Origin of the sequence: Ruegeria sp. HKCCA5491 (genome assembly GCF_013034565.1) — a bacterium.
GTDB lineage: Bacteria > Pseudomonadota > Alphaproteobacteria > Rhodobacterales > Rhodobacteraceae > Ruegeria.
In genome coordinates, this window is the sequence record NZ_WQGG01000003.1 from 26,364 (window position 1) to 52,146 (window position 25,783).

The 25,783-nt window shown below is 55.2% G+C and carries 30 protein-coding genes and 2 tRNA genes; 11 read left to right on the forward strand and 21 right to left on the reverse strand.

The features are described from left to right. Positions 1 to 49: 49 nt before the first annotated feature. Genes clpS through hemF form a run of 4 tightly spaced genes read left to right on the forward strand, consistent with a single transcriptional unit; the run spans position 50 to position 3,110 of the window. Positions 50 to 391 (forward strand): ATP-dependent Clp protease adapter ClpS, encoded by a 342-nt coding sequence (gene clpS / locus GOV88_RS05705; RefSeq protein WP_171123198.1) that lies wholly within the window; start codon positions 50 to 52, stop codon positions 389 to 391. Positions 392 to 421: 30 nt separating this feature from the next. Continuing rightward, a complete protein-coding gene (locus tag GOV88_RS05710; protein WP_171239810.1) occupies positions 422 to 1,387 on the forward strand; it encodes a class I SAM-dependent methyltransferase in 966 nt (321 codons plus the stop codon). A 36-nt stretch (positions 1,388 to 1,423) separates the two neighbouring features. Beyond that, positions 1,424 to 2,221 (forward strand): SDR family NAD(P)-dependent oxidoreductase, encoded by a 798-nt coding sequence (locus tag GOV88_RS05715; protein ID WP_171239811.1) that lies wholly within the window; start codon positions 1,424 to 1,426, stop codon positions 2,219 to 2,221. A gap of 4 nt (positions 2,222 to 2,225) precedes the next feature. After that, a complete protein-coding gene (gene hemF, locus GOV88_RS05720) occupies positions 2,226 to 3,110 on the forward strand; it encodes an oxygen-dependent coproporphyrinogen oxidase (RefSeq protein ID WP_171239812.1) in 885 nt (294 codons plus the stop codon). Between the two features lie 7 nt (positions 3,111 to 3,117). On the opposite strand, the gene GOV88_RS05725 is transcribed toward hemF, so the two are convergent. The 4 genes from GOV88_RS05725 to modA all read right to left on the reverse strand — a co-directional run bounded on the left by GOV88_RS05725 (position 3,118) and on the right by modA (position 6,187). Then, complete coding sequence (locus GOV88_RS05725) at positions 3,118 to 3,525, reverse strand: hypothetical protein (protein WP_171124629.1); 408 nt, start codon at positions 3,523 to 3,525, stop codon at positions 3,118 to 3,120. Between the two features lie 92 nt (positions 3,526 to 3,617). Then, positions 3,618 to 4,715 (reverse strand): molybdenum ABC transporter ATP-binding protein, encoded by a 1,098-nt coding sequence (gene modC / locus GOV88_RS05730; RefSeq protein WP_171239813.1) that lies wholly within the window; start codon positions 4,713 to 4,715, stop codon positions 3,618 to 3,620. Then, entirely contained in the window at positions 4,712 to 5,404 is a 693-nt protein-coding gene (modB, locus tag GOV88_RS05735) for a molybdate ABC transporter permease subunit (RefSeq protein WP_171124625.1), read from the reverse strand. The genes modC and modB overlap by 4 nt, the downstream gene beginning before the upstream one ends. A 3-nt stretch (positions 5,405 to 5,407) precedes the next feature. Further along, positions 5,408 to 6,187: a molybdate ABC transporter substrate-binding protein gene (gene modA, locus GOV88_RS05740; RefSeq protein ID WP_171239814.1), complete on the reverse strand. Its 780-nt coding sequence runs from the start codon at positions 6,185 to 6,187 to the stop codon at positions 5,408 to 5,410. A gap of 224 nt (positions 6,188 to 6,411) precedes the next feature. Between modA and GOV88_RS05745 the strand changes: the two genes are divergently transcribed. Both GOV88_RS05745 and GOV88_RS05750 read left to right on the forward strand, forming a co-directional pair. Then, on the forward strand, positions 6,412 to 7,665 hold the full coding sequence (locus GOV88_RS05745) for an aminotransferase class V-fold PLP-dependent enzyme (protein WP_171239815.1): 1,254 nt from the start codon (positions 6,412 to 6,414) through the stop codon (positions 7,663 to 7,665). A gap of 73 nt (positions 7,666 to 7,738) precedes the next feature. Beyond that, a tRNA-Val gene (locus GOV88_RS05750) sits at positions 7,739 to 7,814 on the forward strand. A 99-nt stretch (positions 7,815 to 7,913) separates the two neighbouring features. Here the strand turns inward: GOV88_RS05750 and GOV88_RS20730 are convergent. The 3 genes from GOV88_RS20730 to GOV88_RS05765 all read right to left on the reverse strand — a co-directional run bounded on the left by GOV88_RS20730 (position 7,914) and on the right by GOV88_RS05765 (position 9,586). Next, the gene (locus tag GOV88_RS20730) at positions 7,914 to 8,471 is read right to left on the reverse strand and encodes a tyrosine-type recombinase/integrase (protein WP_371808222.1); all 558 of its coding nucleotides are present in this window, start codon (positions 8,469 to 8,471) and stop codon (positions 7,914 to 7,916) included. Between the two features lie 6 nt (positions 8,472 to 8,477). After that, a complete protein-coding gene (locus GOV88_RS05760) occupies positions 8,478 to 8,927 on the reverse strand; it encodes a phage integrase SAM-like domain-containing protein (RefSeq protein WP_171239817.1) in 450 nt (149 codons plus the stop codon). A gap of 107 nt (positions 8,928 to 9,034) precedes the next feature. Continuing rightward, positions 9,035 to 9,586: a recombinase family protein gene (locus tag GOV88_RS05765; protein ID WP_171239818.1), complete on the reverse strand. Its 552-nt coding sequence runs from the start codon at positions 9,584 to 9,586 to the stop codon at positions 9,035 to 9,037. Between the two features lie 450 nt (positions 9,587 to 10,036). Between GOV88_RS05765 and GOV88_RS05770 the strand changes: the two genes are divergently transcribed. Continuing rightward, positions 10,037 to 11,311: a HEPN domain-containing protein gene (locus GOV88_RS05770; RefSeq protein ID WP_171239819.1), complete on the forward strand. Its 1,275-nt coding sequence runs from the start codon at positions 10,037 to 10,039 to the stop codon at positions 11,309 to 11,311. Positions 11,312 to 11,443: 132 nt separating this feature from the next. Here the strand turns inward: GOV88_RS05770 and GOV88_RS05775 are convergent, their stop codons facing one another. From GOV88_RS05775 to GOV88_RS05805, 7 genes are all read right to left on the reverse strand, one after another. Further along, a complete protein-coding gene (locus GOV88_RS05775) occupies positions 11,444 to 12,754 on the reverse strand; it encodes a hypothetical protein (protein ID WP_171239820.1) in 1,311 nt (436 codons plus the stop codon). A gap of 78 nt (positions 12,755 to 12,832) precedes the next feature. After that, complete coding sequence (locus GOV88_RS05780; protein WP_171239821.1) at positions 12,833 to 13,231, reverse strand: alpha/beta hydrolase; 399 nt, start codon at positions 13,229 to 13,231, stop codon at positions 12,833 to 12,835. Continuing rightward, a complete protein-coding gene (locus GOV88_RS05785) occupies positions 13,228 to 13,515 on the reverse strand; it encodes a hypothetical protein (RefSeq protein ID WP_171239822.1) in 288 nt (95 codons plus the stop codon). The genes GOV88_RS05780 and GOV88_RS05785 overlap by 4 nt, the downstream gene beginning before the upstream one ends. A gap of 413 nt (positions 13,516 to 13,928) precedes the next feature. Continuing rightward, positions 13,929 to 14,927 (reverse strand): LacI family DNA-binding transcriptional regulator, encoded by a 999-nt coding sequence (locus GOV88_RS05790; RefSeq protein ID WP_171239823.1) that lies wholly within the window; start codon positions 14,925 to 14,927, stop codon positions 13,929 to 13,931. Between the two features lie 556 nt (positions 14,928 to 15,483). Continuing rightward, positions 15,484 to 15,560, reverse strand: a tRNA-Arg gene (locus GOV88_RS05795). Positions 15,561 to 15,581: 21 nt separating this feature from the next. Further along, positions 15,582 to 16,058 carry a GNAT family N-acetyltransferase gene (locus GOV88_RS05800; protein ID WP_171239824.1) on the reverse strand — a complete coding sequence of 159 codons (477 nt, stop codon included), beginning with the start codon at positions 16,056 to 16,058 and terminating at the stop codon, positions 15,582 to 15,584. Then, entirely contained in the window at positions 16,059 to 16,370 is a 312-nt protein-coding gene (locus tag GOV88_RS05805) for an ETC complex I subunit (RefSeq protein WP_171122403.1), read from the reverse strand. It lies immediately after the preceding gene. 300 nt (positions 16,371 to 16,670) lie between these two features. Here GOV88_RS05805 and uvrB point away from each other — a divergent pair, with 300 nt between their 5' ends. Both uvrB and GOV88_RS05815 read left to right on the forward strand, forming a co-directional pair. After that, a complete protein-coding gene (gene uvrB / locus GOV88_RS05810) occupies positions 16,671 to 18,857 on the forward strand; it encodes an excinuclease ABC subunit UvrB (protein ID WP_171239825.1) in 2,187 nt (728 codons plus the stop codon). Between the two features lie 90 nt (positions 18,858 to 18,947). Then, positions 18,948 to 19,376: a hypothetical protein gene (locus tag GOV88_RS05815; protein ID WP_171122407.1), complete on the forward strand. Its 429-nt coding sequence runs from the start codon at positions 18,948 to 18,950 to the stop codon at positions 19,374 to 19,376. Positions 19,377 to 19,497: 121 nt separating this feature from the next. Here GOV88_RS05815 and GOV88_RS05820 read toward each other — a convergent pair whose 3' ends face one another. From GOV88_RS05820 to GOV88_RS05830, 3 genes are all read right to left on the reverse strand, one after another. Further along, on the reverse strand, positions 19,498 to 19,788 hold the full coding sequence (locus tag GOV88_RS05820; RefSeq protein ID WP_171122409.1) for an antibiotic biosynthesis monooxygenase: 291 nt from the start codon (positions 19,786 to 19,788) through the stop codon (positions 19,498 to 19,500). A 210-nt stretch (positions 19,789 to 19,998) separates the two neighbouring features. Then, positions 19,999 to 20,352, reverse strand: coding sequence for an MmcQ/YjbR family DNA-binding protein (locus tag GOV88_RS05825; RefSeq protein WP_171122411.1), 354 nt, complete (start codon positions 20,350 to 20,352; stop codon positions 19,999 to 20,001). Positions 20,353 to 20,361: 9 nt separating this feature from the next. After that, positions 20,362 to 20,667, reverse strand: coding sequence for an excalibur calcium-binding domain-containing protein (locus GOV88_RS05830; protein WP_371808218.1), 306 nt, complete (start codon positions 20,665 to 20,667; stop codon positions 20,362 to 20,364). A gap of 269 nt (positions 20,668 to 20,936) precedes the next feature. On the opposite strand from GOV88_RS05830, the gene GOV88_RS05835 reads away from it, so the two are divergent. Next, complete coding sequence (locus GOV88_RS05835) at positions 20,937 to 21,440, forward strand: HugZ family protein (protein ID WP_171239827.1); 504 nt, start codon at positions 20,937 to 20,939, stop codon at positions 21,438 to 21,440. Here the strand turns inward: GOV88_RS05835 and GOV88_RS05840 are convergent. After that, a complete protein-coding gene (locus tag GOV88_RS05840) occupies positions 21,425 to 21,832 on the reverse strand; it encodes a universal stress protein (RefSeq protein ID WP_171122417.1) in 408 nt (135 codons plus the stop codon). The genes GOV88_RS05835 and GOV88_RS05840 overlap by 16 nt on opposite strands. 66 nt (positions 21,833 to 21,898) lie before the next feature. Further along, a complete protein-coding gene (locus GOV88_RS05845; RefSeq protein ID WP_171122419.1) occupies positions 21,899 to 22,225 on the reverse strand; it encodes an antibiotic biosynthesis monooxygenase in 327 nt (108 codons plus the stop codon). A 141-nt stretch (positions 22,226 to 22,366) separates the two neighbouring features. On the opposite strand from GOV88_RS05845, the gene GOV88_RS05850 reads away from it, so the two are divergent. Then, positions 22,367 to 23,029: a hypothetical protein gene (locus GOV88_RS05850; protein ID WP_171239828.1), complete on the forward strand. Its 663-nt coding sequence runs from the start codon at positions 22,367 to 22,369 to the stop codon at positions 23,027 to 23,029. A gap of 287 nt (positions 23,030 to 23,316) precedes the next feature. Here the strand turns inward: GOV88_RS05850 and tcuB are convergent, their stop codons facing one another. Continuing rightward, the gene (gene tcuB, locus GOV88_RS05855; protein ID WP_171239829.1) at positions 23,317 to 24,396 is read right to left on the reverse strand and encodes a tricarballylate utilization 4Fe-4S protein TcuB; all 1,080 of its coding nucleotides are present in this window, start codon (positions 24,394 to 24,396) and stop codon (positions 23,317 to 23,319) included. Beyond that, entirely contained in the window at positions 24,386 to 25,780 is a 1,395-nt protein-coding gene (tcuA, locus tag GOV88_RS05860; protein ID WP_171239830.1) for an FAD-dependent tricarballylate dehydrogenase TcuA, read from the reverse strand. The genes tcuB and tcuA overlap by 11 nt, the downstream gene beginning before the upstream one ends. Positions 25,781 to 25,783: the final 3 nt, after the last annotated feature.

Genomic DNA, 25,783 nt, shown 5'->3' on the forward strand with positions numbered 1-25,783 from the left:
GTTATATAACCGCACAGATAAACCGAAGCCTGAGTCGGACAGCCGTGTGATGCTTATTGACCAATGGATGATGTCTGACAATTCCGACGACGATTCTGACTCGTCGGTTCTGGTCCAGACACGCCCCAAGACCAAGCGCCCGCCGCTGTATAAAGTCCTGCTTCTGAACGATGACTACACCCCGATGGAGTTCGTCGTTCATGTGCTTGAACGGTTCTTTGGAATGACACACGCCGAAGCGTTCGAAATCATGCTGACCGTCCACAAAAAGGGCGTTGCCGTGGTAGGTGTATTCAGTCACGAGATTGCGGAAACCAAGGTCGGGCAGGTTATGGATTTTGCCCGTCGGCACCAGCATCCTCTGCAATGCACCATGGAACGCGAAGAGTAACGCCAGCGGCGGCTCTAATCGGATTTGCCCATGTCCCCTCGCCTTGATCTTGCCCTGCAAAGCGGCCTTGTTCTGTCTCAACCGCTGACAGTCATCGGGCCGACACCGGCAAATGATCTGTCATCTTTGTCGCGCGACACGCAGGTCGTTCAGCCCTTCAAACCGTTCCACGACCATTTTGCAGACCAGGGGTTTGCCGTAACGCCGCAGTCTCAGGACCCGTGTCAGGATGCGATCGTGATCCTGCCTCGCGCCAAGGCATTGGCCCGCAGCCATGTGCAGCAAGCCTCCGCACGCGCAAGCGGGGTGATCGTTGTGGACGGCGCCAAAACCGATGGCGTGGACAGTCTGCTGAAAGAGATCCGCAAGCGCACAGATGTTGAGGGGCCAATTTCCAAGGCGCATGGTAAAATCTTCTGGTTCCGCGCTGCGCCTGATGCGTTTGACGACTGGGCCGCGCCACAAACCCAAATGGCGGACGGATATCAAACCGCTCCCGGCGTTTTTTCGGCAGATGGAGTCGATCCGGCGTCAACGCTGCTTGTGAATACGCTGCCGGACAAGATCGGAGCGCGGGTTGCTGATCTGGGGGCGGGTTGGGGATTTCTCTCAGCGTCGCTGATCCAAAAGGCGGGTTTGCGCCATCTGCACCTGGTCGAAGCCGACAATATCGCCCTGACCTGTGCGCAGGCGAATATCACCGATGAACGCGCGCTTTTCCACTGGGCCGATGCTGTAAAGTGGAAGGCGCCCGACGCGCTGGACACCGTCGTCATGAATCCGCCCTTCCACACGTCACGCAGCGCCGAGCCGGAATTGGGCCAAGGATTCATCAAGTCCGCCGCCCGCAATCTGCCCAAACATGGGGACCTGTGGATGGTCGCCAACCGCCACCTGCCATACGAAGCAACTTTGACTGAAAGTTTTGCGCGCGTTGAAGAAGTGTCCGGCGACGCACGTTTCAAAGTGTTCCATGCCTCTCGCCCTCGAAGGTGATCCCGGTTAACCTCCGCCTCAACTCAGGAGATTTGCATGTCCTTTTCCATCGCTGGCAAAACAGCAATCGTGACCGGCAGCGCCAACGGTGTCGGTTTGGCCATCGGTCGTCACTTTGCGGATGCGGGTGCCAATGTCATGTTTGCCGATATGGACGAAAAGCGTCTGGCCGATGAACTGGGCGAACAGGCCGATGACAGCAACATTCGCTTCTTTGCGGGTGATCTGCGGGAAAAGCTAACGATCGCCAATCTGCTTTCGGCCACCATAGACGCGTTTGATCAGGTGGATATTCTAATCAACGGGGCACGGCAGGTGATTCCTTCCGACCCTCTGGATACTGACGATGACTCGGTGCGGACTCTTCTGAACCAGAATCTGATGCCCGCTTTGCGGCTTAGTCAGGTTGTCGCCAAACGGATGATTAAACAGGCGGGTGACAACGGAAACCCCGCAGGGTCGATCATCAACCTGTCGTCGATTGCCGCCCGACGCACGCATCCGGATTTGATGGCCTATTCGGTTTCAACCGCCGCGCTGGATCAGATGACCCGGTCCCTGGCCGTGGCGCTGGCCCCGAGCCGCATCCGTGTCAACTCGATCGCACTGGGATCGGTGATGAGTGCTTCGCTGCAATCTACCCTGAAAGAGAACCGGGATTTCCGGGATGACATCGAAAAACACACACCTCTGTCCCGTATCGCAGCCCCGACCGAACTGACGGAGACTGCTCAGTTCCTTGCCTCGGACGCCGCCGGTTTCATCACCGGCCAAATTCTGACCATTGACGGTGGCCGCACCCTGCTGGACCCCGTCGCAGCCCCGGCGCACTAATCCAATGTTCGAAAAAGAAAAATCAACGGCCTCAGCCTGGTTCCGACACCTGCGTGATGACATCGTCGCGGCGTTTGAAGCGCTGGAAGATAGCCACGACACCGGCCCGCTCTCGGACGCCGAACCGGGTAGGTTTGAGGTCAAGGAAACGAAACGCCAGGCTGACGACGGTACGGATGCAGGTGGCGGCTTGATGTCCGCCATGCGCGGAGGCCGTGTGTTTGAAAAGGTCGGCGTCAACATCTCGACCGTTTACGGCACACTGGGTGAACGCGCGCAACAGGCCATGGCCGCTCGCAAAGGCATTCCCGGCATGACGGAAGACCCGCGTTTCTGGGCTTCGGGCATCTCATTGGTCGCGCATATGCAGAACCCGCATGTACCGGCTGTCCACATGAACACGCGTATGTTCTGGACACCGCATGCTTGGTGGTTCGGCGGTGGGTCCGACCTGAACCCCTGCATCGAGTATGATGAAGACACGGCCCATTTTCACGCCACCCAAAAGGCCCATCTGGACCCGCATGGGCCAGGGCACTATCCACGGCTTAAAGACTGGGCAGATGAGTATTTCTATATCCCGCACCGCAAACGCGCCCGTGGCGTCGGAGGCATATTCATGGATGACTACTGCACCGGCGACTGGTCAGCGGATTTTTCGCTGACGCAAGACATCGGCAAGGCGTTCCTCCCTGCCTTTGCGCCACTGGTCGAAAAGCGCCGGGTCCAGGATTTTGGTGCGGCAGATAAGGACGCCCAGCTTGTGCACCGTGGCCTCTATGCAGAATATAACCTTGTATATGACCGTGGCACCAAGTTCGGGCTGGAAACCGGCCATGACCCCGATGCCGTTCTCATGAGCTTGCCGCCGCTGGCGAAATGGGTCTGATCAGCGATCAGAACCCGAAATCCATGAAGTTGTCATAGCAATACCCCTGCGCGGATCCGGCGGACATGTTTTCACCGACGCGCTTGACCGTGACCGAGTAACCCGGAGTGGTATCGACCCCGTCGGGCGGGGTCAGCGAGAATTGCACGGTCCTCGTCTGTTTCTCGTAGGCCCGGGTGATGTAGATGCGCTGGGAGGCCTTGGTTCTGAGGGTGCGAATGGCAAAGTCGCCAATACCACACCAATACGCAACCGGCGCCGAAGAACCGGTAGTGGAAACTTGGTAAATACCGTTCTTCAGGGGTGTAACCGTGGTTCTGAACGCCGGATACGCGCCGATCCCGAAACCGACTGCCTGCGCGAGTCCCGGCAGGGCAATCAACAAAGCCAAAAATGGCAGCTTCCAATTTCGCATAACAAAAATCCCGTGAAAAACCTGACCAGAACCATAGCAAACAAAGAGACCGAGTAAAGAATCCCGATCACAACGCAAGAAGGGCCGGTGGCCTAATAATTGCCCAGACGCCCGCCTACATCCTGCGGGGCCAGCGCGACGGTTTTGATCACCGCATAACAAACCCGACCGGGCTCCAGCCCCAAGGATGCGACCGAGCGGCGGGTAATCCTTGCCAGAACCGACCCAGCCTTGGTTTTTATGGAAACAATTGCGCCCGGCCCGTCACCTGCCCGGATCGTCTCAACCGTACCCTCAAGCATGTTCAAAGCAGAAAGCCCCTCGGGGCGTTTGCTGGACAGGATGACCTCTTGGGCCGGAATGCGGATACGCAGACTGGCTCCGATCTGATGAGGGATAAGCGGTAGAAACAGACTGGTGCCACCTGCATCCAGTTCGGTCAGCCCGTCTTCATGGTGCTTGGCCACGCGGACCTGCAGCACCGCACCGACGGATCTGACACCTGCTGGCGCAACCGACGGGTCGGCCAACACCTCGGACGCGGGACCATGGCGTACGGCTTTGCCGTCTTGCAAAGCCACCACCGAAGTGGCAAGGCGCGCGACCTCGGCCGCCGAATGTGTGACATAAAGGATCGGTACGGACACTTCATCGCGAAGCCGCTCGAAATACGGAAGAATTTCAGACTTGCGCGCATCGTCCAGCGCGGCCAAAGGCTCATCTGCCAGGATCAGACGCGGGCTGGCCAGCAATGCGCGGCCAATCGCAACACGTTGCTTTTCACCGCCCGAAAGACCCGCTGGTCTGCGATCCAGAAGATGCCCGACCCCCAGCATTTCGATTACCTTCTCCGGGCTTTCCTTACGGGTCCTTCTGGGCGCAAACCATCGCCCGAAGAATAGGTTCTGACGAACTGTGAGATGCGGAAACAGGCGCCCTTCCTGAAAGATATAGCCAAGCCGTCGTTTATGCGGCGGCAGCCACAGGCCACGCTCGGTGTCGAACAACTCCCAATCATCGATCGCGACGCGACCTGCCGACGGGCGCAACAAACCCGCGACCGCATTTACCACCGTGGTTTTACCCGCCCCGGATCGCCCGAATAACACCGTCACCCCGGGCGGGGCCTCAAAGCTAATGTCCAGACTGATGTCCGGCAGGTCGTGTTGCAGGCGTACAGAAAGACTCATGATCCGGCCACCCGTGCAGCGACCCGACGCCCTATGAATTCTGACAACAGCAAAGCGCCCATCGCGATCACGATCGAGATCACGACCAACCTTGTCGCGGCAGCTTCACCCCCCGGCACTTGCAGGAATGCGTAAACGGCCGAGGGCAGGGTCTGGGTCTGACCCGGAATGTTCGAGACGAACGTGATGGTCGCCCCGAATTCCCCCATCGCTTTGGCAAAGGCCAGTATCGCCCCGGCGATCACGCCCGGCAGGATCATCGGCAACGTTACCGTAGCAAAAACCAGCGGGCGCGACGCACCCAGTGTAGCCCCTGCCTGTTCAAGTTTGGGGTCCACAGCCTCGATAGACAGCCGGATCGCCCGAACCATTAACGGAAACGCCATGATCCCAGCGGCCAGCGCTGCTCCGGTCCAGCGAAAGGCCACAACGATACCGAATTCCGCCAACAGCCTGCCCAAAGGCCCCTGAATGCCAAAAGTAATGAGCAACAGATACCCTGTGACGACTGGCGGCAGGATCAATGGCAGATGCACCAGCCCGTTCAGAACCTGCCGACCTGGAAACCGCCAGCGGGCCAAGGCATAGGCAACAAAGATGCCAAAAGGCAGGGTGACCAGCGTGGCCCAGAAGGACACACGCAAGGATAGCTTCAGCGCCTCAAGCTCTTCCGGCCCTAGCCATCCCATGCGTTATCCACCCGGCAGGGCAAACCCCTGCTCTGCAAACACAAGGCGCGCCGCTTCCGAGTTGAGATGGGCAAGAAAAGCTTTGGCCCCGGCGGATGGTGGCAAGATCGCTGCCGCAGGGTAAATGATCGGCGGATGCAGGTCCGGTGAAAAGGTCGCAACGACTTGGACACGATCTTCAACCTTGGCGTCGGACCGGTAGACAATTCCCAAAGGCGCCGCCCCGGTTGCAACCAGCGCAAGCGCGGCTCGGACATTGTCGGTTTGCGCGACCTGATTTTGAACGCGGCTCCATTGACCCAGGCTTTGCAGCGCCGCTTTGCCATAGATCCCAGCGGGCACAGCATCCACCAGCGCCATAGCCAGATGCCCCCCATCCAGTGCGGCCTGCAGATCGACTTCCGGCCTCATTTCGCCGATTGTGATTGCGTCACCACCAGCAATCAGGACAAGCCCGTTCCCCAAGAGATCGACACGAGAGGCCTCATCTATCAATCCCTGTTCCTGCAGGACATCCATCCAGTCCGCGTTGGCGGAAATGAATAAATCCGCGGGGGCACCAAGCTGTATCTGCCGGGCCAAAACGGACGATGCTGCGTACGAGATGGTAACCTCCTGTCCGGATTGCTGTTCAAACGCGGGCGCGATCTCATCCAGCGCGGTTTTGAGGCTGGCGGCGGCAAATACCAATACGCCTTCCGCTTCCGCCCGCAGCGGACCCTGCAGCGACCCCACCAGAACGAGGGCCGCAATCAATACGCGGCGGGCACGTGACAGGAGCATATCCTTTTCGTTGGCATCGTTTCAGTCCCTTCGGGGATATCTGAGGCAACCGGGGGCACGCAAGCGCCTTTGCGGAACGCAGCCGCATATCAGGCAGATATTGAAAGAAAAATGCACAGCATCGCCATTTCCGTCAGTTGGTTTGCGACCAATGTCGCAAACGATATTGATCCAGACCCTTCACAGATGGATGCTGCAATCAACTCAGGAACAGGACGTCCACCATGCTGCACACTTCACCCGGTCTGATCGACGCCATTCGTTCACGCTTTGCCCATGTCGATGCCTGTCCCTTTCAAGGCCCCCGCATTTTTTTCGAGAACGCAGGCGGGGCTCTTACGCTGAACTCGGTCGTTGAAACCTCGGCCAAATTCGCCGCAATCCCTGACAATCAGGGACGAGACAACATAGCCAGCCATGCGCTTGTGGGCATCATCAACACCGCCAAGGCCGATTTGTCAGTATTCATGAACGCCTCGACAGGGCAATTCTTTGTCGGTGAAAGCGGAACTGAGTTGTTGTTCCGAATGATCCGAACGGCCTGTGTCAACGCACCCAAGGGCAGCAAAGTGATCGGCAGCTCGATCGAACACCCCGCAAGCCGTAGCGCCGCACGACGCTGGGCCGCGATTGCGGGGTTGGACTACGTCAACGTGCAGCATGATGACGAAACGGGTTTGGTCACAGCCGAAGATTACCGCGCAGCCCTGACGCCGGATGTGCGCGTCGCAACGATCGTTCACGCGTCGCCCGTTACCGGCATGGGCATGGACGTCGCGGCCATCGCGCGGGCTATACGTGACATCTCACCCGACTGTTTTATCATCGTCGATGGCATTCAACACGCGGCGCATGGGCAGTTGGACATCAACAGCTACCGCGTCGATGGCTATGCGATTTCGCCTTACAAAGTGTTTTCTCGCCACGGCTACGGAATTGCATGGATTTCAGACCGTTTGACCGCCCTGCCCCATGATCAATTGATCGACGCCCCATCAGAGGGGTGGGAGTTCGGCACCCGCGACACCGGGTCTTACGCAACGATGTCCGATGTTGTGGCCTATTTTGACTGGCTGGGGGCTCAGGTCTCGGAAGAATCAGATCGACGCGCCCGGATTGAGGCTGCGGGTCGCGCCATTCACGCCTATGAAACCCACCTGACCGACGCGATGATCAACGGCACCGGCAACCTGCCCGGCCTGCGAGATATGGATCACATCACGATTCTGGCCGGTGCGGATAATCCTGCGCGGGAAGGGCTGGTCTCAATCGTAGTGCGCGACACACCCTCCGCCCAAGTCGTGACGCGACTGAATCAGGAAGGTATCCGTACCCACATCAGAAAGGCCGACCACTATAGCGGCAATGTACTGACACCACTGGGCTTAAGCGACTGTATCCGCATCTCGCTCTGCCACTACAATACCGAACAGGAAGTGGCGCAGTTGCTGACCGTTTTGAACGAGATGGCGGACTGATCCGAAATCTGAGAAAGAAATTATGCAAGACCCTCTTGCACCCGCGCGCTGGCTTGGCTACATGCACCGTCACGGGTGATTAGCTCAGTTGGTAGAGCGCTTCGTTTACACCGAAGATGTCGGGAGTTCGAGTCTCTCATCACCCACCATCACATTTTCCCCTTATTTACTGACACTTGCGGGCCAATTTCCCCCCTTTCAGGTATGGTCCGCACATACTGTGCGGGTTTTTGTACTAAAACTGTGGGTCAAACATCCAAGGCCATCCGTGCCTGAGCAACCACATCAACCGTTTCAAGTTGAGCGTATTTAATTGTTTGAGAAATGTTCGAATGCCCTAGAAGGATCGAAACTTGTTGGATCGAAAGCCCACGCTGAACCATCCGGCTTGCGTATGTATCCCGAAGGCTATGCACTGTCGCCCTACCCCGTGTCGCCACAACCCGTTCTGACTTGTTACAATGGGTTCGGATCACTTCACGCAACACCTTGATAGCCCATTCCATGTTCTGGAAAGGCTGATCCTGACTAAGCAAACTCTGAAACAAGTCATGGACCCGTTGCGAGATTGGAACCAATGAGACCGTATCCGTTTTTGTTCGGTAAACTTCTATTTCCCTTCTTGTCAGGTCAACGCACTCCCATTCCAAATTGACCGCTTCCATCAACCGAAGACCAGTATCAAGAAGCACCATACAAAGGGCTTCCGCCTTCCGACCAGTGATTGTCTCATTCTTAGCGAGAACGTCAAAGATGATCGGTTCTTCACGCTCGGAAAGATGCCGTGTCTTAGTGAAGCCTTTGATGCTGGGTTACTTCAGCTTGGGACAGTTGTACCGATGCTCAAGCTTGTTGAAGGCACGGCGGATCGCCCGAATGTCGCCCTTCAGAGTGTTCTCCTTTCGACCCTGTTGCCGGCGAAAATCCAGAAAGTCTTCAAGCATGTCCTGCGTGAAGTCAGATGCGTTCATGCCCGGTGAAGGAACGTATTCGTATAGGATGTTGTAGGACGCCCTGTAGATGCGTCTGGACTGCTCTTTGTACAGGCCAACCAAAGCCTGTTCAAAACAATTCTCAAGGCTAATCTCAGGCAGATCGCCAAACTGAAGTCGATCAAGAGCTTCTTGGTAGGCTTTCTGCATCACTGCCTTTGCCCCCTTTTTGTCATTGGACAACCGCTTTGTTGAACCTCGGAATTGCTTCCCATCAACGGTGAACGAATACCACCAGAATGAAGAACCATTGCGTTTATACAGTTTCATGAGTTGGTCTTTCTTGCGCTGGGCGTACAAAAAAAGCCGCTCGGAATATCCAAAGCGGCTCGTACGACGATTGCTTTTTTAAGTGATCTGATTGAGGTGGTGAGGTGTCAGGACAGCGAGGTCACGACTCGATAGACTGACCTTTCGGAGATGTTCAGGTGTTTGGCTATCGCCCGTTTGCTAAGCCCTTTTGAAAGCAATTGTTCAATGTCCGGAGCTTTTGCTCTCGCAGTGGGTTTCCTGCCCTTATACCTGCCCTCTGCCTTCGCCTTAGCGATGCCTTCCCGTTGACGTTCCAGCATCATTTCCCTTTCAAATTGGGCAACTGACCCAAGAACATTGAGCATCAGCTTCCCCGTGGCATTGGAGGTGTCCAAGCCTAGGTTCAACACCCGAAGGCCGACATTCCTTGCGTCTAGGTCGTCCACAATTTCCCCGAGATGCTTCACAGACCGGGCCAGACGATCCAATTTGGTCACAACCAGAATGTCGTCCTCCCGGCAGAACTCCAGAGCGGCGTTGAGGGTCTCTCTGGGAGCCACAGAACTTATCTGTTCCTCGTACACCTTCTCGCATCCAACGCCCCTCAGTGACTCTCTCTGAGCCTCTAGGGATGCTTTCTGTTCCAGTGTCGAGGTACGTGCATATCCGATCATCATGCGATGGTCTCCTTGTCTGCCAATGATGTTTAGGAATTTGCGGCAGGGTTTCTGCCAAAAGCCGAAACCGACTCCATAGACAGACATTTGCGCCACGCTCTGAGGCTGACACATGGGCATGGTTTATCGGCAGAGGCCAGCAAGCCTTATTGCGCTGGGCCGTTGGCCAGACAGAATTCATTTCAGAATGAAGAGGGGCGGAGGGTTCGGAAAGCGACTTCAAAAATCGGGGGTTATAAGCGTTGTTATTGTTGTTATTTTGTAACCGAACACCTCAAAACATATCGGCTGGAATACTAACAACAATGTTCGAATGTCCCCATTGAGCCCAAACCACCGGGTGCTGGGAACCACATGTATGCCTGAAAACTATCCAAACGACGAAGTTCTTGTTACCGATTGGCCAAAAGCCTCATCAAAGAACACGCCCTCTGAACTGGAAAAATTGACATGCAAACTGAAAATGAAACCAGCAAGGGAAGTGTATTCGAAGCCACCACCTTCGAGGGGAAAGTTTCCTACGGGAACTTTGAAGAACCAGTATCCTTCGTTGCGCATGCCGGTGAGGATTGTCGGCTAGTAGTTGATCCACTCACAGTGTCAGCAAAAACATATGTCGCCTTGAGTAAAGCAATGGGGGAACCCGGTAGTACCGCTGAACCCGTCACGCTTTCAGGCGAGAGCAGCGATGGCATCAGTTTTGTTTCTCCGCACATGGAAATTCGTGGAGCTGGCCCAGGTACAGACGGCCATCAGATACGGCTTGGAACAGGCGAGGCGTCGATATCAATTCCGCGCAAAAATGATTCAAAGCGTCCTGATTTTGGCGTGAAATTGCTGCTCCGAGGTTTCAAGAGTTTCCGGACTAGTCCGGTGGAGGCAAAGCTTGGAACGGTTTACGTACAGAGCGCAAATAAGGTCGCTTCGGCTGACGAGGTGAGTGGAGCAATCATCGTAACGTCCAATGACGATCAACCCAATGAAAGTTGGTATCAGGATGCCGAGGCTCTTGCGGAATTCGTTTGGAGGGGTCTTCAGTTTGGGCATGGCGGACGGCTACACGTACCGTTGATCCAAATTTTTCGCGCACAGGAGGAAATCGCCACATTCTACAACGGGTCTGGCCGACACGCCCATTTGCCCGCTATTCACTTCTTGGACCAGTCAGACTTTATTGCCGCACTGGTCGCACGCTTTGAAAGCGATGATCCGTTTCCAGACGAAGTGTGGCAGACGGTTGGTTGGCTAAACAACGACTCGTCTGTTGACGAAGTGCGCTATCAGACGCTTATGACCGCGGTCGAAACGATCCTTCATAGTCTGGTTCCGGATGCCTCATCCACATTGATACCGAAAACAAAATTCAAACCTATCCGAGAATCTTTCATCCAAGCTTTAGCCGAATTCGGCCTCGGCCAAGAAGAAACAGACGTTCTTGTGAATAATATCAAGGGAATTAACCGTGCTCCAATGTCTCGGAAGCTCAACGCTGTGATTAAAAAGTACAACTTGCCGGCGAATGTTTTTGACGAAGGCCTGATTCGACGGCTGAACAAGCAGCGAAATTCCATAACCCATCAAGGGAAAGCATTGGATGGTGAAAGCCTTTGGGATTGCATCCTCTACGCCCGAGAATTGATTGCACTGATTGTCTTTGCAGAACTTCGCTACAAGGGCCGCTACCAAAGCTATGCCGAAGGCTACAAACAAAGAACAGTGGAATAGAGTGCATCATAGATTTTGAAATCGAACCTTCTGGCGAAGTTCTCAGCGACAGCCTTGCCGCTGCGCCTGCCACGTGAGCCCGCTTCAACGAGGGTTCCCCAGCGTCACAGATGGAAGTCTCCAACTCGAACCCTATTCAAAAGAGTCAATTATCTTTCCACTCCAGTTTTCTGAAGAAAAACTGCCTGTGTTTTTCATTTCATCAAGGAGTGGCCTAAAGTTTTGACCCGCCCAATTCTTCGGGTTGGTAACGTCAATCTTACTGCCCTTCATTCCGGCAGCGAGGATTACGCTTGGTCCTGTATACCCGAACGCTACATCGGAGCCGGTCTTTGCAAGGTCTTGAATTAGATGCCCATCGTCTGTTTTTATTCCCGCGTATTCAGATGTACCAATTATCTCATTGTACGCTGCAGCAACGTCATCCATTCTGCCTTCAAACCAATACAATTCAGCAGCCTTAAATTTAGCTGATGCTCTAGCCTCGGCGGGCAAGCCACTTACACTACCAACAAAGCGCCAATTGTCAGCAGAAGGATTGTTTTTGGCGAAGTGGTAAACCTCCCAAGGGTCATCAAACGAGCCCTTCAATGTTTCTTTGAATGCACTTGAGTTTGTCATGTATCCGGAAACCATCACTTGCTGATCCAGCACTTTACCGAACAGACTTGATAGATTGGCAGTATACTCATCGACTTCAAACAACCCGTCTGCTGAGACCATTTCTATCAGTAAGGGATAGTCAGGCTGGATTGGCGACGGATTGCCTTCTTCCATAGCCATATCCAAGCGAGTAATTTCGTCTGACAAGCTGCCGGGTTTAGGTATGACACTCGGGTTTGGCGTATGATTCCAAGCAAAATCAAAGTGGGACAACGAGTTTACAATCTCGCGGAGAGCACTAGACGTTAGCACACCCAAATGATCAGCATTCGAGCTTCTAGTCCTTCCCACTACACGATCAAAGTTTTTGTCTAAGTTTGACGAAAATGTTGCGACCTGAAATGGAACAGTTCGGTCCCCATCTTGGTTGATGGTATAAAGATACAACAGGTAACCGGATACAGGGTCGCGAAACTTTAATCTTTCGCGTAGGTTTTCGTCTTCGGCGTTAGTGACCCAAATCTCTGAAATAGTCGACTCCATACCAACTGAGCGCTCATCAGAAATTCTGCCAGCCAAGTATACGACGCGGTCATTCAAATCTTCTGGAATTGTAAAGTTTGCCAATTTGCAGGCGATAGCTTCCGCAGCCATTAGTTTTTCAGACAGATAGACCCTAGGATCGCCAATTTCTTCAGGAAATTCTTCCACTAATTCCCGAATTCTGTCCAGCACACCAAACGACTCTAAGAACGCGACACTATAGGGGTCGAAGGCGTCAGCTTGTGTAGCAAATTCTTTCAAATAGAAGAGACGTATGCGGGCAGGTCCAACTTTCATCTGCTGTTCGGTATAACAAGGTCCATCAAGCCCTTGAGCGGTTCCAAAAGGTAACAGCTCATAGATACTGTCAAACGACTAACCATACTTGTTTACGGCACTAAGCACCATTGCATCGATTGCCTCAATTCCGAACAAATCAGTACCATCGATTAGAGACAGTAGAGACTTAGGAGAACCGGTATGAGGGGTAGCTGCAAAAATAACGGCACCGATTTTCACTTTCTCTCCATTGTCACAGGGTTCTTTGTATCGATCCATCAGCCAGTGCTTTACAACAAGACCACCCATGCTGTGTGCAATCAAAATAATTGACTGCTTTGAGTCTTTGGACACTTCGCAAAGGAAGTCTCCAAGTTTTCTTGCACTTAGTACGTTCGAGGCTCGCCAATCGTAGCTAAAGGGGTGGAAGTACTCTCTGGAACCGGGATCACTCGCCTGCTCAGAAAAAAATCGCCCATAGGCTATCTCTTTCACTCTTCTGTCAAAAGCGCTGAGAGATGTGAGGACATTGGTTTCAACGTGTTGATTTTCATTATAAAAAACTCTTCTGCAAAAAAATTGGTGCTTCCCCAGATATTTTTTCCATCTACTGTTAAGCTTGACCCCATTATCCCTGGGACAAACACTACTTTGTTTTTACTTCCAGGTAAGCTGAAGCCGTTTCCCCGAACGGCGTCAATTGCCTGCGCAGATGCAGTTTCGCTGAATGAGCTAAAAGACAAAATTATAGCGATTAACCCAAGCAATTTTCTATACATGACAACCTCAAACAAAGATCAGTCCGCAACAATGAAATCATTTTGACACTGTGATCAAAGGTTGTCGAGGCTTTAGCCGACTACCGAACTGGTAGAGTCAAAATGCTCAGTTTTGGTATAGGTGCAACGATGTGGAACGACATATCAGGCTTCCACCAGAACTTCATTTTGAGTCGAACTACTCGGAACCTTTAGAATAATTTTTGCCCAAGCGTGTTTCTAATCAAGGATTTCCGTAAGCGCCTTTTACTGCTCGGGATTCGCCGTTTCGTACCACCAACTGATCTCTTGTGCTTGCGCCGGCAGCACCACCGCCAATCCCAGCACTGCCGCGGCGGCAAGCATCGTTGTGTTCTGCATGGTTGTTCCTCCCTCTTCAGTCGCGATCAATGCGCGACTGTGCAGCTACGGTTTTATGTCGAGGCACGCTCGACAATGGTAAATTCGACTTCCTTTGAGACCCCCGGGCCACTGCGCTCGCTATTGATGCGCGACATTAGACACTCGGCCGCGCGCCGACCAAGCTCAGCCTGCGGCTGCGCAACTGTTGTCAATGATGGATAGGCAAGGGCCGCGACAGGGATGTCGTCGAAACCCATGACGGCGACGTCACCCGGCACCGAAAAACCTGCGGTATGCAGCGCGTGCAGGGCGCCAATGGCCATGTAGTCGTTGACTGCAAAGATCACGCGCGGACGCTCTGCGCCAGCAATAAGGGCCTGCGTTGCGGCGAACCCACCCTCTTCGTTAAGCGAGTGCGCTTCTATAGTCTTAACGTCACATCCACGATTGCCAGCTTCGCAAAGAAAACCGGCGACACGTGTTGCGCTCGGCTCTCCCGGGCCAGAAATGATTGCCAGCGGGCCATAGCCCTTTTCAATCAAGAATTTGGCCGCAGCGGCAGACGCCGCTTTGTTATCAACAAAAACATTGTCAACTGGAAGCGCGCCGCCGGATTTCTCAGAAATCTCAATTCGCGAAATTGCGATGCCTGAATCCAGAAGTGGCTCAAGGTCTGGCACACGAAGATTAAAAAACGCACCGACGACACCGTCTACACGACCCGATTGCGCCCAATCAATAAATCTTCGCTCTCGGTCCGGTGCGCCTTCGCTGTCATAAATGATGATATCGTGATTGCTCTCTTCAACCACCTTGCGAACCCCGCGTACCAACGCCGGGTAGAAAGGGTTGGTCAGGTCGGGAACGACGCAGCCAATAGTATGCGTACGCCCGCTCTTTAGTGCCTGGGCGAAACGGTTTGCACGGTAACCAAGCACTCTTGCCGCCTCTTCGACGGCCTGAATTGTATCCACTGAAAGCGTCGCCCGCCCCTGTGGACTAAGCGCCAAAGAGACCGTTGCTTGCGAAACCTTCGCCAATTCCGCCACTTGTTTCTGTGTTGCTGCCACGCTTTCGAATCTCTATTTATACATATCAGTAAATATTTATACGTATTAGTCAAGAATTGATACGAATAACTCGCGCGAAGCCCCGCCATGCGGTTGGGCTGCCAGTTGGGAAAGTCTTACGCGATTGGCACTTATTTCTGCGTTGCGCGAAAACGGAAAAGATACCTTCAACACAGGAGGCACGGGCCGGTCCCTTACCCTCTGAGGCAATAAGGGTCGCAGCTTAATTCCCACCGCAAATTGCCAGCCCACGGGATTTATTTGGCGATCTGTGATAGAGTGTCGTCCAGTTTATGGGTACCAGGATGTTACAATGTTTGAATACGGAATAGCGACGGACACTTTTACGGGCTCGGGTTCACGAAGTGGCGGCAGTAGCACAAACCTGTCTTATTGGGTCGGATATTTCGAACAAAACCCCGAAATATTAATTGCCTCGATTGTCGGAATTTTGCTGATCGCAAGGTACATTTTGGCCCGATAATATATGCTCGGCACAACAGACGGACATACGCAGGCTGACCGTTTTCAGTGGCTTTTCAGAGGGTGCTAAAAATGGCGATCCCGGAAGGACTCGAACCCTCAACCTGCTGATTAGAAGTCAGCTGCTCTATCCAGTTGAGCTACGGGACCGCTGCGCCCTTCTTGCGGTTTTTATGACCGGGGTTCAAGAGCCAAGCGCATGAAGGCGCTGTTCGGATCCTCTTTGTAGCCAAAGATTGGCCCGCAATAGGAATAACCTAACGACTCATAGAGTTTTCGCGCCGCGTCATATTCAGGAAGAATGTCTGCTCCGGTCTCCAGAACTAACGCAGTCACGCCCTCGGCCCGAGCGATTTCTGCCAAACGGGTCATCATAATGCGCGCCAGTCCCCGCCCCCGTGCCTCTGCCAGGACATGAACAGATTTGACTTCGGCCGTCCCATCCGGAAGCTCCTTTAACGCACCGCAGCCTACGGCCTGACCCCCGTCATACATCGCCCAAAACCGAGTACCCGGCCCTGCCAGCCCTTCGGCATCCATCGTGTGATTGCTTTCAGCAGGACCTGCTGTTTTGCTGTGGGCAAAATGAGCCTGAACCACCGGACGCAGCGCCGTTGAAGTCGGGTCGGCCAGCCGAATGTCGATCACTCAGTGTGTCCAGGGAGTGCGCCGGTCGGTGGCAAAATTCTCACCATAGCCGCGCGATCGCAGGTTTGCTTTACGCTTGTGCGGCTCGCTGACCTGCGCGTCGATGCCGTTATCCTTGGCATAGTCCAACGCCTCTTCTTTGGTGTCGAACTTCAAACGCACCTGTGTCTGCGTGTCACTGGATGACGTCCAACCCATCAGCGGATCAACCTCACGCGCGGATGCCGGAGCGTACTCCAGTACCCACTTGCGGGTCTTGGCCATTCCCGAAGTCATTGCATTCCTTGCAGGCTGGTAAATCCGTGCGCGCATGTCGCCTCTCCGTACTCGCTTGGCTGAGGACGTTTATGCGTCAGAGCGCGCTCCGGGACAAGGTGGCAATTGTCGCGCCCATTCCCCTGCCTCTGATGACAACTATTGTCATCAGATTGGGCTAGAAAGAGCTGAGGTGCAGACGGAAAAAACGCAACGCTTTGCCCAGAGCGCAACCGGGACATCACCGCCGAAACACTCAGCCCGGCCTCAAGCCGCGTAATGAGACTAGAATCTGGATCAGGTCTTGCAGTTGGACAAAATAAGAACAAATGTAAGGACCTGATCCGGAGCCCGCCCATGCCTTATGCCCATTCCGACAAGACCCAACTGACCGCCGAAGACGTCCGCGCGCGCCTGAAACTGGAAGGCGGCAAACAGTTCGTTATGCACACTGAATTCAATGCGGCAGGGGACCAACCCACAGCCATCAAAGAGCTGGCGGGCGGCGTTATGGACGGCGAGCGCGATCAGGTTCTGCTGGGCGCGACCGGAACGGGCAAGACCTTCACCATGGCCAAGGTGATCGAGGAAACCCAGCGCCCCGCCATCATCCTGGCGCCCAACAAGACGCTGGCCGCTCAGCTATATGGGGAATTCAAGGGATTCTTCCCGGAAAACTCGGTCGAGTATTTCGTCAGTTACTATGATTACTACCAGCCCGAGGCCTACGTGCCGCGCAGCGACACCTATATCGAGAAAGAATCGCAGATCAACGAACAGATCGACCGGATGCGCCACTCGGCCACCCGCGCGCTGCTGGAACGCGATGACGTTATCATCGTGGCCTCGGTTTCTTGTATCTACGGCATCGGTTCAGTCGAGACCTATGGGGCAATGACGCAGGATCTGAAAGTCGGCCACGAGTATGACCAGCGTCAGGTGATGGCTGACTTGGTCGCCCAGCAATACCGCCGCAATGACCAGGCGTTTCAGCGTGGGTCCTTTCGGGTACGAGGCGACTCGCTAGAGATTTGGCCTGCTCATCTTGAGGACCGTGCGTGGAAACTGTCGTTCTTCGGCGAGGAATTGGAACAGATCACCGAGTTTGATCCCCTGACCGGCGAACGCGCTGCAACGATGGAACAGGTGCGGGTCTATGCAAACTCGCACTACGTGACGCCGAAACCAACGATGCAACAGGCGATCATCGGCATCAAAAAGGAACTCCGCATCCGGCTGGACCAACTGGTGGGCGAAGGCAAATTGCTCGAAGCTCAACGTCTGGAACAGCGCACCAATTTCGACCTGGAAATGCTCGAAGCCACCGGCGTCTGCAACGGGATCGAGAACTATTCGCGCTACCTGACCGGTCGCGCGCCGGGCGAGCCGCCCCCGACCCTATTCGAATTCATCCCCGACAACGCCATCGTCTTCGCCGACGAATCCCACGTCTCGGTCCCGCAGATCGGTGGCATGTACCGGGGCGACTATCGCCGCAAATTCACGCTGGCCGAACACGGGTTCCGCCTGCCGTCCTGCATGGATAACCGCCCCCTCAAGTTCGAGGAATGGGACGCCATGCGCCCGCAATCCGTCTTTGTCTCGGCCACCCCGGCTAAGTGGGAGATCGAACAGACCGGCGGTGTCTTCACCGAACAGGTGATCCGCCCCACCGGCCTCTTGGACCCCGAGGTCGAAATCCGCCCCGTCTCCATGCAGGTGGACGACCTGCTGGACGAGGTCCGCAAAGTCGCCGCCAACGGCTTTCGCACACTGGTCACCACGCTGACCAAACGCATGGCCGAGGACCTGACCGAATACCTGCACGAACAGGGCATCAAGGTGCGCTACATGCACTCGGACATCGACACGCTGGAACGCATCGAAATCCTGCGCGACCTGCGGCTGGGGGCGTTCGACGTGCTTGTCGGCATCAACCTGCTGCGCGAGGGGCTAGACATCCCCGAATGCGGGCTGGTCGCCATTCTGGACGCCGACAAAGAGGGCTTCCTGCGCTCGGAAACCTCGCTGATCCAGACCATAGGCCGTGCCGCGCGCAACGCCGACGGACGGGTGATCATGTATGCCGACAAGATCACCGGCTCCATGGAGCGCGCCTTGGGCGAAACCAACCGCCGCCGCGCCAAACAGCTCGCCTATAATCAGGAACACGGTATCACCCCCGAGACGGTGAAGAAAAACGTCGAGGATGTTTTGGCCGGGCTTTATGACGGCGACGTGGACATGAACCGCGTCACCGCCACCATCGACAAACCGATTCACGGCGCCAACCTCGAGGCCCATCTGGACGGGTTGCGTGAGCAAATGCGCAAAGCCGCCGAGAACCTGGAATTCGAAGAGGCCGCCAATATCCGGGACGAGATCAAACGTCTGGAAGCCGTCGATCTCGCCGTCGCCGACGACCCCATGGCACGTCAGTGGGCGGTCGAGAAGGCGTCCGAAGACGCAGTGAAATCGCGGGGGAGGTCAACGGCTGGTCGACCGGGGCAACGAGGTGGGAATGTGAAGCGACGGAAGCGTTAAACTGTTAACAACGCAACTCAAAGTCGCAGCACTTGGCGTTGTTTGTTTCAACCGCCTTGCCTAACCGCAGTCTGTGGCTAGGTTCAAGGTATGCGAGCCATTCTGATATCACTGATCCTTAGCACGCCTGCCTATGCGTGGGATGCAACAGTTGGTCCAATTTGCACGCTTTCGCACGAGACCGGCGCGGCGAAAATATTTCTCACATACGATCCATCGAAACCACTTTATTCAATCACCGTGACCCAAACGAACTCTGTTTGGAAACAGGCCCCTTGGTTTGCAATGCGTTTTGAAGGCTCGTCCCCGATCGAGATTGCTACATCGCGCCATGTTCTATCCGACGGCGCAACTTCTTTGACCGTCACGAATACGGGTTTCGGAAACGTGCTTGATGGGTTGGAGTACAACCGCATAGCCTACGCATTCACGCAGGATCATGTGGCCACATTCTCGCTGGACGGCGCTGCTGACCCCGTGCGGGTTTTTCGTGAATGTGCTGGAGCGCACCTATCTTAAAGCGTCCGGAACGCAACCATTCCTGACATAGTTCTCATTGCGTTTTCACAGCAATATGAATTAAGAGAGTAAGCCTCGAACGGTCTGAACCCGAGCGAGTGTTCCTCGCTCAGGTCAGTGTTCAGCCCTTATCCCAGTGGGCAACCACATCATACCCAACAGGCGTTGGCGGGCCTTCCATAAATTCGGCGAATTGGCCCCACAGCTCTGCCACTTTCGGGGCATTCGCGTTCGAGGTCGCCTCGCTCTCGACCACGGAGATCACATAGCCCGAGCCGTCTTCATTCATCACATTCGTAAAGCTATGCATGCCGGGCATGCCCATGATTTCTGACTTCAACGCGTTCATTTTCGCCGTCGCGGCCTCGCGTGTGCCTGGCTTCATTTTGAATTGAGTAATACGTGCAAACATGACTTTCCTCCCTCGTCTGGCGAAATTGCCGTAGGGCGCGACCAAAACGATCCCGCCGCGCGTAAGGTAGCATGGCGGCGTCAAATCCCGTATTGATACTTGTGGATTCAGAGTGTTTTCAACCGCGCGCCGTACCCGAGTATGCAGCCTAACACTCCAAGGTTGCAGCCCAGCGCGTAGAGCCGAAATGTTGCAGGACTGCCGCGCAGCTTAAACCCCCAACTCCGCCCGCGCCTTCTTAGTCAGTTTCGTCACCACAAGATCATAAGAGGTCACGATATGCTCGCACAGGGAGGCATCGCTCATCCCGCGTGCCTCGTAGACCTGAAGCCACTTCATCCCGCGCGAGGCCAGATAGGGCGCGGGGCGGATGCCGGGTTGATCACTTAGCACCTCAAAGGCCAGATCGGTGGCTTTGAAAGTAAAGGCGTCGCGCCCCTCGTTCCAGCCACAGATCGCAAACACCTTGCCGCCCACTTTCCACACATCCGCATTGCCCCATTGCACAACATGGGTGGTCGCCGTGAGGCCCGCGCAAAAAGCGTTGAAGTCGTCTCGTGTCATGTCAGAACCTTAGGGCCGAAGGAATTTTGCATTTCCAACCGCGCGACCAGCGGGGTCCGGTTGTGCTGTCTGCGGGTCCTGGGGCGGTGCCGCCTGCAATTGCGGGTCACATGCAATTCCGTCGCCATCGGGGTCATTGCGCCGGTGATAGCCCGGCAACCCTTCAAAGAACGGTCCGGGTATGATGGCTTCGGCCGCTGGGCAACCAGCCATAGCGATGAGGTGAAACAGGGCTTCCTCCCGGCCGAATTCAGAGGTCCGCGTATAAACGGTTACCGCGATTGCCGCAGTCGTCACCGGCAGCATCAAAATCATGATCGCAATGCGCACGGGCGACAACGCGCGTCGTCGCACGGTATCGGCGCGCATGCGACGGGCCGGTGTATTCGGGTCTGTAAACAACTGTCGCGGGTGGGGGTCACGGGGCGGCATAGCTTATGATACATCGAATTTGCGGCGAATCCGAGGCCCCCTCGCCGATACTTCAAATTAGGTGGATTCGTTCTGTGGCACGTCATACCAAGTTCCCGCGGCCATAGATGTCGCAAAACCTGACGCACCCTGCCAAAGGCGCAAGAATTGACATGTCGAACACCGATCCATTCCGCCCTGTTGACGAAACGGCCCGTCAGTTGGCCCGCGATCTTATTGCCAGAGCAACCTATGGCGCTCTGGCGGTTTTGCGGCCAGATATGCCGGCTCCGTCAGTGTCGCGTATCGCTATTGCCGCAGACGAAGACGGAACGCCGTTTACCCTGATCTCGACACTGGCGGATCATACCCGTGCGTTGCAGGCCAACCCCGTTTGCGCAGTTTTACTGGGTGCACCGGGACCAACCGGAGACCCTTTGACCCATCCGCGGCTTACGCTGCACGCCAATGCGGTATTTGTTGCGCGTGGTACGGATGAACATGATCGCCTGCGCGCGCATTACCTAAAGCTGCGGCCCAAGTCGAAGCTCTATGTTGATTTTACCGATTTCGGCTTTGTGCGGTTTCGCATTTCAGACGGTCTGCTGAACGGCGGGTTCGGCAAGGCTTGGCGCCTTGCCCCATCGGACATATGGCCCGATCACCGCACCACGTGAACCGCGCAGGCTGCGTGGCGTACAACGTGATTCGCCGTTGAACCAAGTAGCAAGTCCTGCATTCCTGGTCGGTGGGAGGCCATGATTATCAGATCGGGCTTATGCTCTTCGGCCCAGTCAAGAATGGTCCGCCCTGAATGCCCTTCGACCAATACACCATTGGCATTTGGCAGCTTCGCGGCCAGATCGTCCAATTCCGACTGCAGGGCCTTTCGTGCCTCGGCCAAATATTCGGGCGGCATGTATGAGATCGCATAACTGGGAATATGCTCGACCACATGCAGCAGGGTCACCTGCGCATCCGGCGTCGCCAGCACCTCGGCCAGTTTCAGGGGGCCGGATATATCCCGTTCTGCATCAAACGAAATCGGGACAAGAATATTGTGATACATGGTGCGCACCTCCGTTCAATTTACGATAAAGATGCGTCGCAACAGAACGTGCTGCTTTGATTTAAGTCACGATCCGCCAAATGTTTCGGCGACATCATACATAACCGGCTCAAAGCTTCTGCACAATTCGTTGATCTTCCGGTTGCGCTCCCGCATTTCCGGGGTGCGCAGCATGGCCAGAAAATCCTCGCGACGCGCCCATTGCGAGTAATTGGCGATTCTGGTCTGCGCGTCATTCACATGCAAACCCGCAGCAACAAAACCAGGTTGTTTCGAGATGAAGTCCGCATAGGCGTCGGTCAAAGCCTCCAGCAGATCGTGACAGGTACCCGGGGTCATTTCAAAAGTGGTAATGACAGTCTGGACGCTTGCGTTCTTTGCAATCTTCGGCATCTGGATTCTCCCTTTTCCAATTGAACTTAACATAGGTTTCGGAAAGATCGCGGGTTTCCTTTGGCTTTTGCCCAAAGCTGCAATCATTGAAAATCAATACATCCTAACGATCCGTTAACCATGCTAACGGATGCTGCGCGAATGTGGCGGTTTGTTTCCCTTCTTCTGCTTATGTTGTCGGCTTCCCCCGCGTTGCCCGGCCCGTGGCTTCGCGAGAAGGACAGCGCCTTTACCGCCGCATCTGTCACGGCTTTCAAAGATGGGGACTATGGTTATGACTATAAGTCCGCGCTGTACGCTGAGTGGGGGTACAAAGATAACCTCACCCTTGGATTCGACTTTGAGGAAAACCGAGACCTTTACGGCCACGCAACCGTATTTGCGCGCCTGCCCTTGGCCAGCTTGGGCGAAAAGGGAAGGTTCGCGGCGGAATTTGGCGTGGGCGTGCACCACCGCCATAAGGGGGCGTGGGCATTGTACAAGGCAACTTTGTCCTACGGCAAAGGCTTTCAGACCGGCTGGGGCAATGGGTGGGTCGCGGTCGATACCACGTTGGAATACCGAACCCACAATGCCCTGATCCGAAAACTAGATCTGACTGCAGGCCTTAAATCGCGACGCTGGGTTGACCCTTTGCTGCAGGTCGAAACCGCATATCGTTCCGGCGACGACCTATATTGGCGGGTGCGTCCGTCGGTCATGGTCAGCAATCCTGACAGTCCCACAACGTGGGTGCTGGGATTTGAACGCAATGATGCCCGTGATAACACAGGCATCAAAGTTGCGATCTGGGGAGAGTTCTGAGTGCACCGCGAACCACATCTCGCTTGATTCGCGGTCCAGATCAGGGTCCGGGCGCCTCAATTGAATCAGAACACAAAGACCGCTTCTTCGCGATAGCAGACGTTTTAACAAAACTAAGTCAACGACTGAGTTGCGGACAAAGCTGCCTTTCGTGTCGATGTTGTCAATCACAGCAAACAGACCCATTCCGGACGTTGACCGCCACCCGGGGTGCTGGAATGAAGCCAGAAAGGGCATCAAAATGCGCTTGAATTGCGACTTTTTACTCCCTCGGCTTTGGATGTTTGCTAGCAACCAACTGACAATTCTCTCTTACGCTGCGCGTCTCTGATCAAAGCTGCAAGTCGATAGAAGCCATGAGCCATCTTGGTGTATGGTATAAGCAGGAAGAACGTCAGAACCGATCCAAGGTGGATGGCAAGCAGCGCGGGCATCAGAGCAGTTGAACCGAGGACGTAAAGGATCAGCCCGCTCAGCCCGACAAATCCGAGCAACAGGACAAACCCGATTTCGCCGCCCCATGCGGACGGGTCACCAAGCTCGCGATCAGATTTTTGCTTGAGAAAAACCATAGCTCCGCAACCCACTGTCAGCAGAATACCGCCTGAAACCCCAAAGAGTTTTGGCAGGGACCAGAACCCGTAGGGCGCGTGTAACCCGAACCCATAGTGCATAATCGTCGCCACCGAGGTCGAGGCAAAGCACAGCAGGAAGCCGTACATGATGGCGTGGTGAATGTGGCGTCGGCCCTGACTGAACCGGTCTTCGTCCTCGAAGTTGCAACCCTCGCCGTGGCCTGCGGCCAAGTCCTGCATCTTGCCGGCGCGTTTGAACGCAGCAGTCAGATCAGACAATTGGATGGGTTTGCCACCGACCTCCGCCCAATAGCGCCTCAGGCTGATAGCCAAGCTAAAGAGTGGCAACAAGAATGCGGGCGCAAATATTGCAACCATCGCATTGTGGGACAGGACGGCATAGAACCCATCGCCTCCGCTGGATCCAATAGCGCGAATTGCCCAGAACAGCAGAGCAAAACCGATGATGAGGGCCAGCGCGATCGCGCCACCGTGCGTATGGAACCGCCGCGCCAGAGGTTGCGGCCAGGCGAAGCTTTCCCAACTGTCCCGCCGCACTTCGGCCAGAGCTTTCGGCAGGTTCAGATCGAACTCGTGCGGCGCCGTGTACTGACACGCATAGTAGCAACCTCGACAGTTGTGGCACAAATTAGCCAGTTGCGTGATGTCTCCATCCGAGAACGCGCGTTCCGCGTGCAGCGACGGGAAGACTGAGCAGTAGCCCTCGCAGTAACGGCAGGCGTTGCATATCTCAGCCTGACGGCGAGCTTCTTGAATAAGATCAGTTTGCATAGGTTGCAGCCTCACGTCCTGCGATGCGTCCAAAAACGGTCCCGATGGTCATGCCGAAACCGGCCAGATACCCCTGCCCAAGGATCGAACCCGCCATCGTCTCGCCCGCGGCCCACAGGTTTTTTATCTTGCAGTTTGGCGTCGAACACTGTGCCGTATCGTCGACCTTTAGCCCCAGATAGGTGAAGGTCACGCCAGTACGCAGCGAGTAGCCATAGAAGGGCGGATCGGTGATCGGACGAGCCCAGTTGGTTTTGGGTGGCGTCAGACCCGAGGTTGTGACCCCGTCCAACTCGGTTGGATGAAATCCGCTGGTGTCGCCGCAAGCTTCGTTGAATTCACTAACGGTTTCCTTCAACTTGTCGGCGGGTAGGTCCATCATGCCAGCCAGTTCTTCCAAGGTGTCCGCCTTTAGCGGAGGGAACACCGAGGGCATGAACAGGTTCAGCGACTTCGCATCGATGATCACATAGCCCACCTGATCCGGCTGCGCGGCGACCAGACGCCCCCAAATCGCATAGCGTTTGGGCCAGACGTCTTCGCCCTCGTCATAAAACCGTTCGGCATTTTTGTTCACGACGATCGAAAACGGCACGCAATCCAAACGAGTGACGATACCGCCGTCAAACTTCGGCGCGCGCCCGTCGATGGCAACGGCGTGACACTGGGTCGGGTCTCCAACGCTTTCGACGCTTTGATCCAGCAGATCAGCCAGCACAACCCCCCGGTTGTAGGGCGTCCCCCGGATCAGGAAGTTCTTTGCTGGCTCGCCCCATGCACGGGTGAGCCAATCCGTGTCAGCCTGAAACCCGCCCGAGGCAACGATGACGGCCTTGGGCGTGATGCGATGAGACTGGCCTTCATAGATGTAGTCGACCCATTCAATCTGGTCGCCGTTCAGCTCCAGATGCGTCACGGCAGCTTCGTAAAGAACATCCACCCCCAAAGCTGCCGCTGTGCGGTAGTAGGCGTTCACCAGAGACTTCCCGCCCCCCATAAAAAACGCGTTGGTCCGCGCCAGTGACAGTGTTCCGGACAGAGAGGGTTGGAACCGCACGCCGTGTTCTTCCATCCAGGGCAGACACTCTTCCGAGGTGCGGATCGCGAGGCGGGCAAGATGTTCGTCGGTTTTGCCGCCAGTGACCTTGAGCAGATCTTCAAGATACTCATCTTCACTGTATTCTTCGATCAGCGGACCCAAAGGTGCACCATGCATACAACGAAAATTGCGTGTATGGCGGGAGTTTCCACCACGATAGGGTTTGGGTGCCGTCTCGAGGATCAGAACACGGGCGCCTGCCTCGGCAGCAGTCATCGCGGCGCACAGAGCAGCATTCCCGCCGCCGATCACCGCGATATCATAAGCTTCCTTTTGGGTTGCCATTTC